The organism is Pseudomonas sp. R1-7 (assembly GCF_051132105.1).
Taxonomy (GTDB): domain Bacteria; phylum Pseudomonadota; class Gammaproteobacteria; order Pseudomonadales; family Pseudomonadaceae; genus Aquipseudomonas.
On sequence record NZ_CP071661.1, the window covers coordinates 2,901,196 to 2,914,359 of the forward strand.

Below are 13,164 nucleotides of genomic sequence, written 5' to 3' on the forward strand. Positions count from 1 at the left end.
AGCTGCGCCATCATTGGTTCAGGACGCCCTGTATCAATGCCGCGAATGCTTCAATCACTTCGACCTCGCCATGTCGCCCCCTCACCAGCGCGCCGGACAGCGCTTCTCCCGCGCCAACCAGGCCTATGCAGCATCGTTCAAGCTCGGCGGCCGGCAAATTGGTGTGAGGCTCCAGAACAGTCACGAACATCTGTACGCAATTGTCGAGCAGTTCCTGGAAAGCCGCTTTTTCGTCACCGCCGGCCAAGGCCGCGCCCACTGCATGGAATTCATCGGTATGGTCTGCCGCGCACTGGATATAGGCGCTGGCCAGGACCCGGGCGGTTTCCTCCTGGCTCCGGGTCGTGCTGGACATCGCGTCCCGGAAAGCGTTGACCCGTTCGGTATCGATCCACTTGTAGAGCTCGATCAACAGCCCTGAACGGGTGCTGAAATGATCGTAGACGACGGGTTTGGATACTCCGGCGCGAACGGCCAGATGGCCCAGGGTCAGCCGGTCGGCGTTTTCCTCGCGCACGATCAACAAGGCGGTATCCAACAGCTGGCGGCGCCGTTCGGCTTTGGCAAGCCGGCGGGACGACGGGCCGGCAAGGGGCTGGTCGATTTCTTTTTGCACGTTGTCGTTTCCAAATCCATAAAACCTACCAATGGTAGGTAAAGGTTGCTGATGTTGTGCTAGGTTACCTACTAACAGTAGGTTGAAACCCGGAAACAAGGAGAATAGACGATGACACACAATCCTATCCTGTTAATGGGCGGTTCTGGCGCTATCGGCCACCACACTGCCCGGGCGCTGCGCGCCGCCTATCCCGACGTACCGTTGCTGATCGGGGGACGTGACCTTGAGAAGGCCCAACGGGCCGCTGAGCAAGTGGGCGGGGCGCAGGCCGTGGTGATCGATTCAAGCACCGACGACCTGGGCCTTGGCGATCGCGCGGTGGGCGCCGTGGTGGTTTTCTACATGGATCACGCCCTCGCCGGATTGCGCTATGCGCAGCAGCGTGGGGTGCCGCACCTGAGCATATCCTCCGGCATTTTCGAGATCGCCCCGGAGATTGCGCTGTACATGCACACACCAGGCGCCTCGCCGATTGTACTTGGCTACGAGTGGATGGCTGGCGCAACGACGGTGGCGGCGTTGAGCATTGCCCGGGAGTTCGGCCGGATCGACGCTATCCGGATCGATGCGCTGGTCGATGAGCAGGACACGGGCGGCCCGACCGTTGCCAGCGACTTCGAACACCTGAGCAAGATGCTTCCCGCCGCGCTGACACGACGCGATCGATCGTATGTCTGGCGCGAAGGCGACGATTCCAAGACGCTGTTCCATGCGCTCGACGGCACCGCAATCGAAGCCTCCGGTTTCTCATCCATCGATGTCGTCGGCCTGGCGGCTGCGACGGGGGCGCCGAATGTCCAGTTCAACATTGGCATCGGGGTGAGTTCCAGCCGGCGCCAAGGACACCCGATGTCCACCGAGATCATCATCGAACTCGCTGGCGAAAGCCTGGACGGCAAGCCGTTGCGAACCCGTCATGCCGTCGTCCACCCGGCAGGCACTGCGCCGCTGACTGGCCTGAGCGTCGCGATGCTCCTTGAGCGCCTCCTCGGCTTGGACGGTCAGCCTGCGACGCCACCTGGGCTCTACTTTCCCTATCAACTGCTGGATGCCCAAGCGTATCGTGAGCGTCTGGAAGGAGAGGGCGGCGAGTGGCGCCGGTTGCCGGTGGAGTAAGCGCGTCCTTCAGGGATAAACCTGCTTTTTGGTGTCCCGATCAAGCACATAGGACGTCACGCTGATCTGCACTTGCTCGTAGCCGGACACGCCGATCACTGAGGTCGATGATGACCATGTGGCGAGATAGTGCTTGCCAGCTTCCAGGTTAAGGTTCGGCGCACCGAGGCCGCACTTGCCGCCACCGGTGCCCAGTTTATTCATCGAGACCCAGCACCACTGGAGTGAATGCGGGCCAGGCTTTAGCCGAATGGCTTGGTAGCCGAAATAATCCAGGATGGAATGCTTGCCCGCGAAAGGCAGCGGCTGCCCATCGACGCCAATGGCGAGAAGCAAACGGTGGAACGGTATGCCCAGATCTCGGTACTGAATGGTGTCGAAGTAGATAACCGGGGCATTGGCCATGCCTTCGGATAGGTCCAGCACACGGATTGCTGGGTCATCTACGCTGCCGACAAAAGTTTTGTATTGATAGTTGGAGCAAGCGGATAACAGTAATAGGGCCGCCGCGCTTCCCAATAGGCGAAACGTCATCGATTCCTTCCTGGAGGTCATATCAGAGGGCGCGCAGTTTAACTGCATCCACATTCAAAGTGGATGGTGATAGGTGATTGCCATCACGACTTCCAAACGGTGCAGATCGAGGTGCAGAGGGACGCTCTCCTTCGCAGCGGCGCGCAAGTCATGGTCAAAGCGAGTACGTAAAAATCCGTTTACATGCAGATAGCGTCTGGCGTTGGTAATAGCAGCCATTCCTGGAAAATGCATGTCGGCCGCATGTCCTAGGCGTTCTGCGCCAGCGGCACCGTTTACGAAACGCCTACCTGGGCAGCGGCGGATTCGGCACGGGGGCAGGCGGGCGCTGGGGCTTGACGGAGGTGCCGAAGGTATTGCCCATGCGCACGCCGGTTGCCGCCGGGGTTGCCAGGCCGATGCTGTTCGGCGCGCGTTCGTTGACCGGCACTTCCAGCCCTTGCCGGGCCTGTTGTGCCGCGGCCGCCGCCTCGGGGTCGTTACCCATTTGCCGGCTCAGGCAATTGTAGTCGGGCGTCTTGTAGCCGCCGACGGTCACTTCGATACAGGCTGGGGCTTCGTCGCCCTGGGCGCTGTTCACGGCTATCAGCAAGCCAATAGCGGCTGTCACGCCAATCCACTGTTTCATCACCGACCTCCTGGTCCGCCACGGGGGCGCTTTGTCATCAGGACATCAGTCTAGTGCGGCCCCAAGGATTTGTATCAGTTGTCATACGACATTCATAAACTCCCATCAGGATGACGGTTTTCAACGGATACGTCAGTCGTGCAGCAGGGCATAACCGGGGGCGGGCGCAGGCGTGGATTGGCCAGGGCGCCCTTGGGGTGGCTGATGGCGGCGTTGTGCCTGTTGGCCGGGCCGGTCCAGGCTGCAGGCCTGGTGGACCTGGATATAGCACCCCAGGAACTGGCCACGGCGCTGGAGCAGTTCAGTCGTGCGACGGGCATGGCGGTGTTGGTGGATCACTCGCTGTCGAGCCGCCGCCATACGTTGGGCGTCCAAGGCCTGTTCTCGCCCGCCCAGGGGTTGAACGTGCTGCTCAGCGGCACCGGGCTCGCGGCGCATTATGCCCGGGCGGATGCGTTCACCTTGCAACCGGTGCAGGTCCGCGAGGTGCCGCTGCCGCCTGGCACGGCCCCTGGCTTGAGTGACAGCAACTATGCCGCGGCGATCCAGGCCGTCATCCAGCGCAACCTGTGCCAATCGCCGCTGACCCGGCCCGGCGGTTATCGCGCTGTGTTGCAAGTCTGGATCGGGCGCGATGGCGTGGCGCAACATGGCCGGCTGGTCAGTTCCACGGGCGATGTGGTGCGCGACAGGGCCCTGGTCAACAGTTTGCAAAACCTCAGGATCGACCGCACTGCGCCCAGTTCGCTGCGCCAGCCGGTGACCCTGCTTTTGTTACCCGACTCATCAGGAAAAAGCATGGAATGCACAGCAGGGGAAGAGGTGCTCGGGCAATGAAAGACACTGGCCGCAGCCCCATGGTCAAGCTGTTCCTCACTTCCTATGAGGATTTCAAGGTGCGCCTTCGCAGGCGACTGGGCTCCGAGGAACTGGCCAACGACGTGCTGCACGAAACCTACCTGCGGGTCGATCGCATGGTCGACACGCAGGACATCGCGCAGCCCAATGCCTACCTGTACCGCATGGCCCTGAACATCGCCGCCGACCGTCGCCAATCCGATGCCCGGCTGCTCACCGGCAGCGAAATCGAAGAACTGCTGCAGGTCTCGGACGAAGCACAGGACCCGGCCCGCGTCGTGGGCGGACAAAAAGAATTGCAGGTCCTGCTCAAGGCCTTGTACGAGCTGCCTGCGCGGCGGCGCAGGATTTTCATCGCCGCACGCCTGGAAGAGGCGCCCCACCTGGAAATCTCCCAGCGTTTTGGCATTTCCACGCGCATGGTGGAGAAGGAGATCAAGGCAGCTTTGGGGCACTGCGCGCTGCGCCTGGAAAGAAAAGTCATTCAGCGGTTCGGTCCCGGCGCGGGAAAACCGTCTTGAGAGTAGAGACCCGACCCATTCGTGAGTGTGTGTACGCTTGAATATCTTCAGCATCGCTTCCCCTGACGCCACGCCCGAGGCCCGATTGGCCAGCGAGGCCCGTGACTGGCTGATCCTGCTGACCTCGGGACGCGCCACCGTCGCCGATGCCCGCGCGTTGCGCCAGTGGTGTGGGCAAAGCCCCGAACACGCGCGGGCCTTCGAGCAGGCCAAGGCGCTGTGGCACGGTTTGCAGCCAGCCGCCGAAGCGTTGCAGGCTCCCCGGCATTTTGGTCGTCGCGCCTTGCTCGGCGGGGCACTCGCGGCGTCGGCGGCGTTCCTGTTGATCCGCGCTACGGTGCCGGGCGGTGTTTCCGGGCTCGGCGCGGATTACATCACCGAAGTGGGCGAACAGCGCCGGATCGAACTGGGTGATGGCGTGAGCCTGGAGCTCAACACCCAGACCCGCCTTAGCCGTCGCCCGCTGGCTGAGGGTGGGCAGGCGTTGGAATTGCTGGCCGGCGAGGTTGAAGTGTCCGGCAACAGCAGCGCGACGATCAGCGTCCAGGCCGGTGCCGGCTGGATCAGCGCCGCCCAGGCCCGGTTCAATCTTCGCTATATCGACCAGAGCGTGTGTGCGACCTGCCTGGAGGGCGTGGTGCAAGTCCAGGTGCAAGGCCAGCAGTTTCGCCTCGAGCCGGGCATGCAATTGACCTACGACACCCATCACGTCGAGAGCCCACGTACCGCCGATGTCTCGGCTGCCGTGGCCTGGCGCGAGCAGGTGTTGGTGTTCAACGACGCGACCTTGGCCAGTGTGATCGACGAGATCAACCGCTACCGTCCAGGCATGTTGCTGTTGCTCAACCGCGAGCTGGGCCTGCGCAAGGTCCAGGCGCGTTTTCGTCTGGACCAGTTGGCCGGCGTGGCGCTGTTGATTCGCGATGCCTATGGCGCCAAATGCACTGAGTTGCCGGGTGGGGTGGTGGTGCTCAGCTGAGTTCGAAGGTGCTCGGGCGGACGCCTTCGCGAGCAAGCTCGCTTCCACAGGTACTCGGATAACTTTGGATTATGGACGCACGCATCCTTTATGGGAGCGAGCTTGCTCGCGATGGGGCCGCAACGGTTTACTCCAGCGGCCCGAGCACCTGACGATATTTTTCGACCCCTTGGCGCGTCTGCCGGGTCAGGCTGATTTCGATGCCGGCCGGGTTTTCCTGGCGATTGCCGCTGAGTTTGCGCCAGCCTTTTTCCTTGTCCCAATAACGCAAACCCGCGTCGCTGACTTCGGCGAGCACCGCAACGCCTGCGCCCGGCGCCGGCAAAGGATAACGGCTACGGGCCCGGCCTTGGGCGCGATAAAGCGTGTCGCCCTTGAGCCACCAGCGCACCCGTTGCAGGCTGCCTGGCTGGTCGGCCGCTTCGCGAATCACGTCCAGTCGAAAGCCCCGGCCTTCGGTGCTGCGCACGGTGAGTGCGGGTGGTGCCGTGGTGGGCGCGTCATCGGCGGCGTCTGTCGGTTCGCTCAATTGGATGCTGGCGCGCAAGGCCACGTCGCGTTCCAGTTGGTTCAACACCCGCAACAATACTTCGGTTTGCTCGGTGCTGGCCTGCAAGTGACTGTCGGCCCGCGTCACGCTGTCCAGCCCGCGCCAGGCGATCAGGCTGACCACCGCCATCAGCAAGATCGCGACCATCACTTCGAGCAAGGTGAAACCGGCCTGTCGGGCGCTCATTGCAGTTGCACCCGGCCGGCGGCACTGCGTTGCACGGTGAGGCTGTTCTGGCCGTCGGACAAGCGGATCTGCACGGGCTCGCCGATCCATTCGGCGTTCATCACCACCCGCTGCCTGGGCTCCACGCGAACCGCCATCGAGGGGCTTTGCCAGCGACGTGGATGCAGTTGCGGGTCGTTTTCGAAGCGATCGAGCCCGGCGCCTTGATCGGCGCGGCGAGTGAAACCAAAGCCCTTGGCGTCCCAGCGCCAGGTGATGGGGCGTCCGTCGCTGCGCGCTTCGGCCTGGGCCAGTTGCAACAGCTGCACCAGCCGCTCACCGTCCTCGCGCAGCACCTTCAACGGATCCGGCTTGATGCTCAGGCTCACGGCCGCACTGGCGATGCCGACGATCACCAGCACCACCATCAATTCGATCAGGGTGAAACCGCGTTGCTTGCCAACCATCCGGGCGCGCTCCTTTGCGTCGACAATCATCCTGCACGGTGAAGATGATAAGCATGTGAAATAAAACGGTGAGAATTGACGGGTACGCTGGGCACAGGACTCACACAAAAGGAGATCAGGCCATGGCATTCACCGAACGGGTGTCCCCGGCGCAAATCGTGCAGGCGCTGGGGTTGGCGGCGGCGTTGGCCGGCGTGGCGACCTGGTCTTCCTTGCTGCTGACCTCTGCCGAGTCGCGTACCCCGGACGTGACGCCGCAGCGCATGGCCGAGCGTTCCGATAACCCGGCGTTGCAATGGTTCTCCAGCCAACCGGCCGCGGTGGACATCAAGGTCACCGGCGTGCTGGCCGGCGCCCGTGGGGCCGTGGCGATCCTGAGCCTCAACGACGGGCCGCCGCGCAGTTTCCTGGTCGGCGAGCGCGTGGCTCAAGGCGTACGGTTGGTCTCGATCGAAGCGCAGGCCGTGGTGATCGAGCAGGGCGACGAGCAAACCCGGCTGGCGATTGCGCGGTTGCCGGATTCGGTGAGTTTGCCTTCCCTGACGCGCTGAAAATCCTGTGGCGAGGGAGCTTGCTCCCGCTGGGTCGGTCCGACGCTTCGGGCGAAGCGGCCCCAAAATCCTGCGGTCGCTGCGCAACCGAGCGGGAGCAAGCTCCCTCGCCACATAAAACCGCGTGTCCTTCTAGGGTTCCCGGCTGATCAACGTCTCCAACCGCGCCAACGGCGGTGCCTCGCGGCTGCGGTCCGACACGCTCAGTTCAACTCGCAGCAGCCGGCCGTTTTCCGCCGGGCGAAGGTTCTGTTCGCAGCGCAGCAGCAACCGGCCCTGGTCGCATTCGAAGACTTTCAGGCCTGGCGTCGAACGTCCCTCAAGGCGCAATTGCGCAAGTTGGCTGCGCGCCGCCAGCAGGGCGATGGACTTGTCCCGCAGCAATCCGTTGCTCTGGGTCATCACCGCGGCCACGCGCACCGCCGCCGACATGGCCACGGCAATGATCGCCAGCGCCACCAGCACTTCAATCAAGGTGAAACCGGCTTGTGGGGCAGGGCGTGGCATCGGTCGGCTCGGTCGGCGAGGGCAGCCTCCAAGCCTGACCGCTGTTCTTGACAGAATGACGACGCAAGCTCCGGAGCAATTTCAATATCACTGACATATTTTCTTGTAACACTGCGCCTCGAATCGAATCCAGGAAGGACCGTCGAGATGCCGTTTGCCCTCTGTAGTCCCCGTTCCCCAGGCCCTCGCGGGCAACGGGGTTTCACGCTGATCGAGATCATGGTCGTGGTGGTCATCCTCGGCATTCTCGCGGCGATGGTCGTGCCCAAGGTCCTTGATCGGCCGGACCAGGCCCGGGCCACGGCGGCCAAGCAGGACATTGGCGGCTTGATGCAGGCCTTGAAGCTGTATCGCCTCGACCACGGCAGCTACCCGAGCATGAACCAGGGCCTGAAGGTGCTGGTCGAGCGGCCCGCCGATGCGAAGAACAGCACTTGGCGTTCCTACCTGGAGCGTCTGCCCAACGACCCTTGGGGCCGTCCCTACAACTATCTCAACCCCGGCGCGAACGGCGAAGTCGATATCTTTTCCCTCGGCGCCGACGGCCAGCCCGACGGCGACGGCGTGAATGCCGATATCGGCTCCTGGCAGTTATAAGGACCGTGATGCGAACGGATTCGCCCCCAGCGGCGAAGCAGCGCGGCATGGCCGTCATCAGTGCCTTGCTGATTGCCGCCGTGGTGGCTGTCATCGCCGGCGGCATGCTCACCCGCCAAACCTTGTTCACCCGCAGCCTGGAAGCGGAGCAACTGCGCATCCAGGGTACGGCGCGATTGCAAGGCGGCCTGCAAATCAGCCGACAGTTGTTGTGGGACGCCCGCCAGCGAGATCCCCTGACGCGCTTCGGCCAGCCCTGGGCGAAACCGATCGTAATGCCTGGCACCAACGGGGCCGACACGCCATTCGAGGGGCAACTGGAAGATGAGCAGGGCAAATTCAACCTGCGCAACCTGGTGGCCCATGACCAAGTGGACCAGGAACAGCTGCATGCCTTCGAGCGACTGTGCGAACAACTCGGCGTCGCCGCCACGGTACGCGCGCGCATCGTCGAGCGCGTGCTGGCCGCTTACCCGCGCCAGATGAATCCTGAAGCAGCGCACCAAGCCTCAATGGGCAGCACGTTCGACAGCGGCCGCAGCACCTCTCCGGATGCAGCCGGCACACCGTCACCGCCGACCCGTCCCATGCTCCGCACGTTGCAAGACCTGGGCAGTGTCAAGGGCGTCACGCCAGCGCTGCTGGATACATTGACGCCTTACGTCACGATCCTGCCGGCCAATACCTGGCTCAACGGCAATACCGCCAGTGCTACGGTGCTGGCCGCCTACGTGCCGGGATTGTCCTTGCAGCGGGCCCAGGCGCTGGTCAAGGAACGCGATGGCGGCCACTGGTTCATCAATCGTGGGGATTTCGTCAATCGGCTGCGCATGCCGGAACTGGAAACCAGCGCGGTCAAGGTCGGCATTACCAGCGACTGGTTCCGCCTGCGGGGCCAGGCGCGCAGCGGCCAGCGACGGGTCGAGCTGACGGCCTTGCTGCAACGTAGCGAGGATCGGTTACCCCAGGTGATTTGGACAAGGGTGGGCGTATGAGCCGCTTGCGCGTTGCCCTGGCGCCGCTGGACGGCCTGGACGCGGACACGCCGCTGGCGTTTGCCTGGCTGGATCGCCAGGGCCAAGTGCGTGACGCTGGGCGTAGCAGCCTGAGGGCGCTCGGCCAGGGCGCGAAGAACCAGGCCGTCGAATGTTACCTGCACCCGCGCGACAGTTTGCTGACCAACCTGGAGCTTCCGCCGTTGTCCGCCGCGAAGATCACCGCCGCGGTGACCTGTGCGGCCCAGGCCTTGATGCTCGGTGCGAGCGAGCACATGCAGGTGGCCCACGGCCCGCGCAGTGCCGACGGACAGGTGCCGGTCGCCTGGCTGGACCGTGACTCGCTGAGCCACCTTGGCCGGATCCTGCATTCGGCCGGCCTGAAACCGCGCGGCCTGTACCCGGCCGCCTACGCCTTGCCGGTGTTGGCTGGGCCGGTGGCCTGCATTGAAGACGGGCACTTGCTGGTGCGCCATGGTCTGCAGCACGCCGTGGTCCAACCGCTGCTGGACGAAGCGCTGGATGAATGGTTGCTGGAAATGGGCGCGGGGTTGCATTGGCTGGGCGAGCCACCTCAAGCGTCGATCGAGGGCTTGCCCGTCACGGACCGCTGGACCGGTGCCGCGCCAGGTTGGGGCCTGCACACCGGCCTGGCGCAGGGCAGGGCCGGACAGGGCGGCTGGGGGCGAGCGGCGGGAATCTGCGCCGTGGCGGTGGCGGTGTGGGTGGTTGGGCTCAACCTTTATGCAGCCCGTGAAGCCGCCCAAGGCCAGCGGCTCAAGGCGCAGATGAGCCTGCGGGTCAAGCAGGCATTTCCTGAGCTGCCGATGGTGCTCAACCCCTTGCAGCAGGCGCGCCAGCAGATCGCCGCGCGCCAGAGCGGTTCAGTGACGGATCCGGCGCAGCGCTTCGCCAGCCTCGTGCAGCAGGCAGGCAGCGCCATGCCGTTCATGAGCGGCAACGTACAGGAGCTGCTGTTCGAGAACGGTGAGTTGCGCCTGAAGGCGACGCCCGATTCACAAAAAAACACCACGGCAGGCGATTGGAAAATGCCCCTGGCCGAAGCCGGCATCGAAGTGGCCGCCGTCGATCAGGGCTGGACGCTGCGCGTGGCGCCCGCCGGGCAGCTGGCGCCGGGACCTTCCAGCGAAACCCCGGAGACGGACGATGAGTAGGTTCTCGACGGGACCGCTCCAGGCGCGCTGGCAGGAGCTGCGCACCCGTTGGCGTGCAAGCTGGCAAGGCTTGGCCGCCCGGGAACGCCGCGCCGTGGCCCTGGCGGCGTTGGTGCTGGGCGGCGGGCTGACCTGGCTGACGCTGGTCGAGCCGCCGCTGAAAACCATCGCGTACTGGCAAGCCGAGACCCCGAAGCTGCGCTCGCAGACCGAAGCCCTCGAAGTGCTGCTGCGGGACGTCGGCGGCCCGGCGCGCGGCCAGTCATTGGAAGTCTCCCTGCGCCAGGCCCTGGATGCCGGCGGCCTGGGCGACCGCTACGCATTACAGCCGCCCAGCGCCGATGCGCCGGGCACCTGGCAGCTCACCTTCACCGACGCACCCGCCGACGGTGTGATCGATTGGTTGCTCGGCAACCCACGGCAGTTTTCCCTGGAAGTGATCGAGGCCCGTTTGCAGCGCACGGCCCCGGTCAATTCCGACCCAACCCCCGGCACTCTGTCCGGAACCGTTCGCATGAATCAGGCGTCAAGCGCTAAGGAAGCTTCATGAAGGGGTGCAGATACCCGCGTCATTGGCGCAAGGCCGCGCCGCTGCTGTTGCTTGCATTGAGCGCGTGCAACAGCACGCCGCCGGCATCGCAGCCACCCTTGCTGGTGGACAGCGAACTGGGCATGCCGCTGGGCAGTACCCAACGCAGCGGCGACGTGCTGCTGGACCGCCAGCGGGCCCAGGCGTCCCGCGAACAGAAACCGCCGGTGCGACATCAAGTAGACCTGACGGCCCGCGCTCGCGAGCCGCGCAGCAGCCCGGCGCCCAATCCGTTGGGCGATCAACCGGTGACCCTGAATTTCGTCGAGGCCGATATCCAAGCGGTGGTGCGCGCCTTGTCCCGTTCCACCGGGCAACAGTTCCTGGTCGACCCGCGGGTCAAAGGCAACCTGACCCTGGTTTCCGAAGGCCAGGTCCCGGCGCGCCAAGCCTACGAGATGCTGCTCGCCGCGTTGCGCATGCAGGGTTTCAGCGTGGTGGACGTCGGCGGCGTTGCCCAGGTAGTGCCGGAAGCCGATGCCAAGCTGCTTGGCGGGCCGATCTACAGCGCCGACAAACCGGCCGGCAACGGCATGCTCACCCGCACGTTCCGCCTGCAATATGAAAACGCGGTGAACCTGATTCCGGTGCTGCGGCCGATCGTCTCGCCGAACAACCCGATCAACGCCTATCCCGGCAACAACACCATCGTCGTCACCGACTACGCGGAAAACCTGTCCCGCGTCGCCCAGCTCATCGAGGGTATCGATACCCCGAGCGCCATCGACACCGACGTGGTGCCGATCCAGAACGGCATCGCCGTGGACATCGCGCAGATGGTTTCCGATTTGCTGGAGACCCAGGGGGGCGACCAGACCCAGAAGATCAACGTGATCGGCGACCCGCGCTCCAATTCGATCATCATCCGCGCCGGCAGCCCGGAGCGGACCGAGCTGGCGCGCAACCTGATCTACAAGCTCGACAACGCCCAGAACAACCCGAGCAACCTGCACGTGGTGTACCTGCGCAACGCCCAGGCCGGCAAGCTGGCCCAGGCCCTGCGCGGCTTGCTCACCGGGGAAAGCGAAAGCGAGGCAAGCGACAATTCGCGTTCGGTGCTCAGCGGCATGGGCGCCAGCACCAGCGGCCAGAGCAGCCAGGGCAACGAAAGCGGCACCAGCCCCGTGAGTGGCACTGCTACGAGCAGCGGCAACGGCTACGGCCAGGGCAGCAGCGGGCAGACGTCCTCCACGACACAGAATGAGCAAAGCACGGCCTTCAGCGCCGGTGGCGTGACCATCCAGGCCGACGCTACCACCAACACCTTGCTGATTTCCGCGCCGGACCCGCTGTACCGCAACCTGCGGGAAGTCATCGACCTGCTGGACCAGCGCCGCGCCCAAGTGGTCATCGAAAGCCTGATCGTCGAAGTCGGCGAGGACGATGCCAGCGAGTTCGGCGTGCAATGGCAGACCGGCGACCTTGGCGGCAGCGGGGTGATTGGCGGGGTCAACCTGGGTGGCACGGGCCTTAATCTCAACGGCAAGACCAGCATCGACGTACTGCCCCAAGGCCTGAACCTGGGCTTGGTCAACGGCACCGTCGACATCCCCGGTATCGGCAAGATCCTCGACCTCAAGGTCCTGGCACGAGCGTTGAAGAGCAAGGGCGGGACCAACGTGCTGTCGACGCCGAACCTGCTGACCCTGGACAACGAAGCGGCGAGCATTTTTGTAGGCCAGACCATCCCGTTCGTCAGCGGCAGCTACGTCACTGGTGGCGGCGGCACCAGCAACAACCCGTTCCAGACCGTGACCCGGGAAGAAGTCGGCCTGAAACTCAATGTCCGACCGCAGATCTCCGAAGGCGGTACGGTCAAGCTCGACATTTACCAGGAGGTCAGCAGCGTCGACAACCGCGCCTCCAGCACCACGGGCATCGTCACCAACAAGCGTGCCATCGACACCAGCATCCTGCTGGACGACGGGCAGATCATGGTCCTCGGCGGACTGCTGCAGGACGGCTACAGCCAGAGCAACGACGCCGTGCCGTGGCTGTCGACCATTCCCGGCATCGGTGCGCTGTTTCGCAACGAGCGGCGCCAGGTCACCAAGACCAATCTGATGGTCTTTCTGCGCCCTTACATCATCCGCGACACGGCGGCGGGGCGCGGCATTACGCTGAACCGCTACGACTTCATGCGCCGCGCCCAGGGCCTGCTGCAACCTGAGCGCAGTTGGGCACTCCCGGACGTGCAGGCGCCGCAGCTGCCGGCGTCGGCCCGGGCGATTCCGGGGGCCGCGCCGATCAGCCCGCAGGCGCCGCGGGCGGTAATCAAGGCGGTGCCTGCAACGGAGCCGGTCGAACGATGAA

At 64.5% G+C, this 13,164-nt stretch carries 16 protein-coding genes; 10 read left to right on the forward strand and 6 right to left on the reverse strand.

Features of this window, described 5'->3' with window-relative positions:
* Window positions 1-10: 10 nt before the first annotated feature.
* Entirely contained in the window at window positions 11-616 is a 606-nt protein-coding gene (locus J3P79_RS13050) for a TetR/AcrR family transcriptional regulator (protein ID WP_434611178.1), read from the reverse strand.
* Between the two features lie 111 nt (window positions 617-727).
* Between J3P79_RS13050 and J3P79_RS13055 the strand changes: the two genes are divergently transcribed.
* On the forward strand, window positions 728-1,735 hold the full coding sequence (locus J3P79_RS13055; protein ID WP_434611180.1) for an NAD(P)-dependent oxidoreductase: 1,008 nt from the start codon (window positions 728-730) through the stop codon (window positions 1,733-1,735).
* A gap of 9 nt (window positions 1,736-1,744) precedes the next feature.
* Here the strand turns inward: J3P79_RS13055 and J3P79_RS13060 are convergent, their stop codons facing one another.
* Together J3P79_RS13060 and J3P79_RS13065 are read right to left on the reverse strand one after the other, a co-directional pair.
* Window positions 1,745-2,269, reverse strand: coding sequence for a hypothetical protein (locus tag J3P79_RS13060; RefSeq protein ID WP_434611182.1), 525 nt, complete (start codon window positions 2,267-2,269; stop codon window positions 1,745-1,747).
* Window positions 2,270-2,555: 286 nt separating this feature from the next.
* Window positions 2,556-2,897, reverse strand: a complete 342-nt coding sequence (locus J3P79_RS13065; RefSeq protein ID WP_434611185.1) for a hypothetical protein — start codon at window positions 2,895-2,897, stop codon at window positions 2,556-2,558.
* A gap of 204 nt (window positions 2,898-3,101) precedes the next feature.
* Here J3P79_RS13065 and J3P79_RS13070 point away from each other — a divergent pair, with 204 nt between their 5' ends.
* Genes J3P79_RS13070 through J3P79_RS13080 form a run of 3 tightly spaced genes read left to right on the forward strand, consistent with a single transcriptional unit; the run spans window position 3,102 to window position 5,255 of the window.
* On the forward strand, window positions 3,102-3,734 hold the full coding sequence (locus J3P79_RS13070) for a TonB-dependent outer membrane receptor (RefSeq protein WP_434611455.1): 633 nt from the start codon (window positions 3,102-3,104) through the stop codon (window positions 3,732-3,734).
* The gene (locus J3P79_RS13075; protein WP_039588430.1) at window positions 3,731-4,276 is read left to right on the forward strand and encodes a sigma-70 family RNA polymerase sigma factor; all 546 of its coding nucleotides are present in this window, start codon (window positions 3,731-3,733) and stop codon (window positions 4,274-4,276) included. The genes J3P79_RS13070 and J3P79_RS13075 overlap by 4 nt, the downstream gene beginning before the upstream one ends.
* Before the next feature lie 37 nt (window positions 4,277-4,313).
* Window positions 4,314-5,255: a FecR family protein gene (locus J3P79_RS13080; RefSeq protein WP_434611187.1), complete on the forward strand. Its 942-nt coding sequence runs from the start codon at window positions 4,314-4,316 to the stop codon at window positions 5,253-5,255.
* Between the two features lie 127 nt (window positions 5,256-5,382).
* Here J3P79_RS13080 and J3P79_RS13085 read toward each other — a convergent pair whose 3' ends face one another.
* Window positions 5,383-5,991, reverse strand: coding sequence for a type II secretion system protein GspJ (locus J3P79_RS13085; protein WP_434611190.1), 609 nt, complete (start codon window positions 5,989-5,991; stop codon window positions 5,383-5,385).
* The gene (gspH, locus tag J3P79_RS13090; protein WP_434611192.1) at window positions 5,988-6,437 is read right to left on the reverse strand and encodes a type II secretion system minor pseudopilin GspH; all 450 of its coding nucleotides are present in this window, start codon (window positions 6,435-6,437) and stop codon (window positions 5,988-5,990) included. Before gspH ends, J3P79_RS13085 begins: the two co-directional genes overlap by 4 nt.
* Window positions 6,438-6,559: 122 nt before the next feature.
* Here gspH and J3P79_RS13095 point away from each other — a divergent pair, with 122 nt between their 5' ends.
* Complete coding sequence (locus tag J3P79_RS13095; RefSeq protein WP_434611194.1) at window positions 6,560-6,988, forward strand: type II secretion system protein N; 429 nt, start codon at window positions 6,560-6,562, stop codon at window positions 6,986-6,988.
* Window positions 6,989-7,120: 132 nt separating this feature from the next.
* Here the strand turns inward: J3P79_RS13095 and gspI are convergent, their stop codons facing one another.
* Window positions 7,121-7,495: a type II secretion system minor pseudopilin GspI gene (gspI, locus tag J3P79_RS13100; protein WP_434611197.1), complete on the reverse strand. Its 375-nt coding sequence runs from the start codon at window positions 7,493-7,495 to the stop codon at window positions 7,121-7,123.
* 147 nt (window positions 7,496-7,642) lie between these two features.
* On the opposite strand from gspI, the gene gspG reads away from it, so the two are divergent.
* Genes gspG through gspD form a run of 5 tightly spaced genes read left to right on the forward strand, consistent with a single transcriptional unit; the run spans window position 7,643 to window position 13,163 of the window.
* Entirely contained in the window at window positions 7,643-8,092 is a 450-nt protein-coding gene (gene gspG / locus J3P79_RS13105) for a type II secretion system major pseudopilin GspG (protein WP_434611199.1), read from the forward strand.
* An 8-nt stretch (window positions 8,093-8,100) separates the two neighbouring features.
* Window positions 8,101-9,087, forward strand: a complete 987-nt coding sequence (gene gspK / locus J3P79_RS13110; protein WP_434611201.1) for a type II secretion system minor pseudopilin GspK — start codon at window positions 8,101-8,103, stop codon at window positions 9,085-9,087.
* Window positions 9,084-10,262, forward strand: coding sequence for a type II secretion system protein GspL (gene gspL, locus J3P79_RS13115; RefSeq protein ID WP_434611202.1), 1,179 nt, complete (start codon window positions 9,084-9,086; stop codon window positions 10,260-10,262). Before gspK ends, gspL begins: the two co-directional genes overlap by 4 nt.
* Window positions 10,255-10,812 carry a type II secretion system protein GspM gene (gene gspM / locus J3P79_RS13120; RefSeq protein ID WP_434611203.1) on the forward strand — a complete coding sequence of 186 codons (558 nt, stop codon included), beginning with the start codon at window positions 10,255-10,257 and terminating at the stop codon, window positions 10,810-10,812. Before gspL ends, gspM begins: the two co-directional genes overlap by 8 nt.
* Entirely contained in the window at window positions 10,809-13,163 is a 2,355-nt protein-coding gene (gene gspD / locus J3P79_RS13125; protein ID WP_434611206.1) for a type II secretion system secretin GspD, read from the forward strand. The genes gspM and gspD overlap by 4 nt, the downstream gene beginning before the upstream one ends.
* Window position 13,164: the final 1 nt, after the last annotated feature.

Coding starts and splice junctions, on each gene's coding strand:
- J3P79_RS13055 (WP_434611180.1), top strand. CDS start 728: ATGACACACAATCCTATCCTGTTAATGGGCGGTTCTGGCGCTATCGGC.
- J3P79_RS13060 (WP_434611182.1), bottom strand. CDS start 2,269: ATGACGTTTCGCCTATTGGGAAGCGCGGCGGCCCTATTACTGTTATCC.
- J3P79_RS13065 (WP_434611185.1), bottom strand. CDS start 2,897: ATGAAACAGTGGATTGGCGTGACAGCCGCTATTGGCTTGCTGATAGCC.
- J3P79_RS13070 (WP_434611455.1), top strand. CDS start 3,102: ATGGCGGCGTTGTGCCTGTTGGCCGGGCCGGTCCAGGCTGCAGGCCTG.
- J3P79_RS13075 (WP_039588430.1), top strand. CDS start 3,731: ATGAAAGACACTGGCCGCAGCCCCATGGTCAAGCTGTTCCTCACTTCC.
- J3P79_RS13085 (WP_434611190.1), bottom strand. CDS start 5,991: ATGAGCGCCCGACAGGCCGGTTTCACCTTGCTCGAAGTGATGGTCGCG.
- gspH (WP_434611192.1), bottom strand. CDS start 6,437: ATGGTTGGCAAGCAACGCGGTTTCACCCTGATCGAATTGATGGTGGTG.
- J3P79_RS13095 (WP_434611194.1), top strand. CDS start 6,560: ATGGCATTCACCGAACGGGTGTCCCCGGCGCAAATCGTGCAGGCGCTG.
- gspI (WP_434611197.1), bottom strand. CDS start 7,495: ATGCCACGCCCTGCCCCACAAGCCGGTTTCACCTTGATTGAAGTGCTG.
- gspG (WP_434611199.1), top strand. CDS start 7,643: ATGCCGTTTGCCCTCTGTAGTCCCCGTTCCCCAGGCCCTCGCGGGCAA.
- gspK (WP_434611201.1), top strand. CDS start 8,101: ATGCGAACGGATTCGCCCCCAGCGGCGAAGCAGCGCGGCATGGCCGTC.
- gspL (WP_434611202.1), top strand. CDS start 9,084: ATGAGCCGCTTGCGCGTTGCCCTGGCGCCGCTGGACGGCCTGGACGCG.
- gspM (WP_434611203.1), top strand. CDS start 10,255: ATGAGTAGGTTCTCGACGGGACCGCTCCAGGCGCGCTGGCAGGAGCTG.
- gspD (WP_434611206.1), top strand. CDS start 10,809: ATGAAGGGGTGCAGATACCCGCGTCATTGGCGCAAGGCCGCGCCGCTG.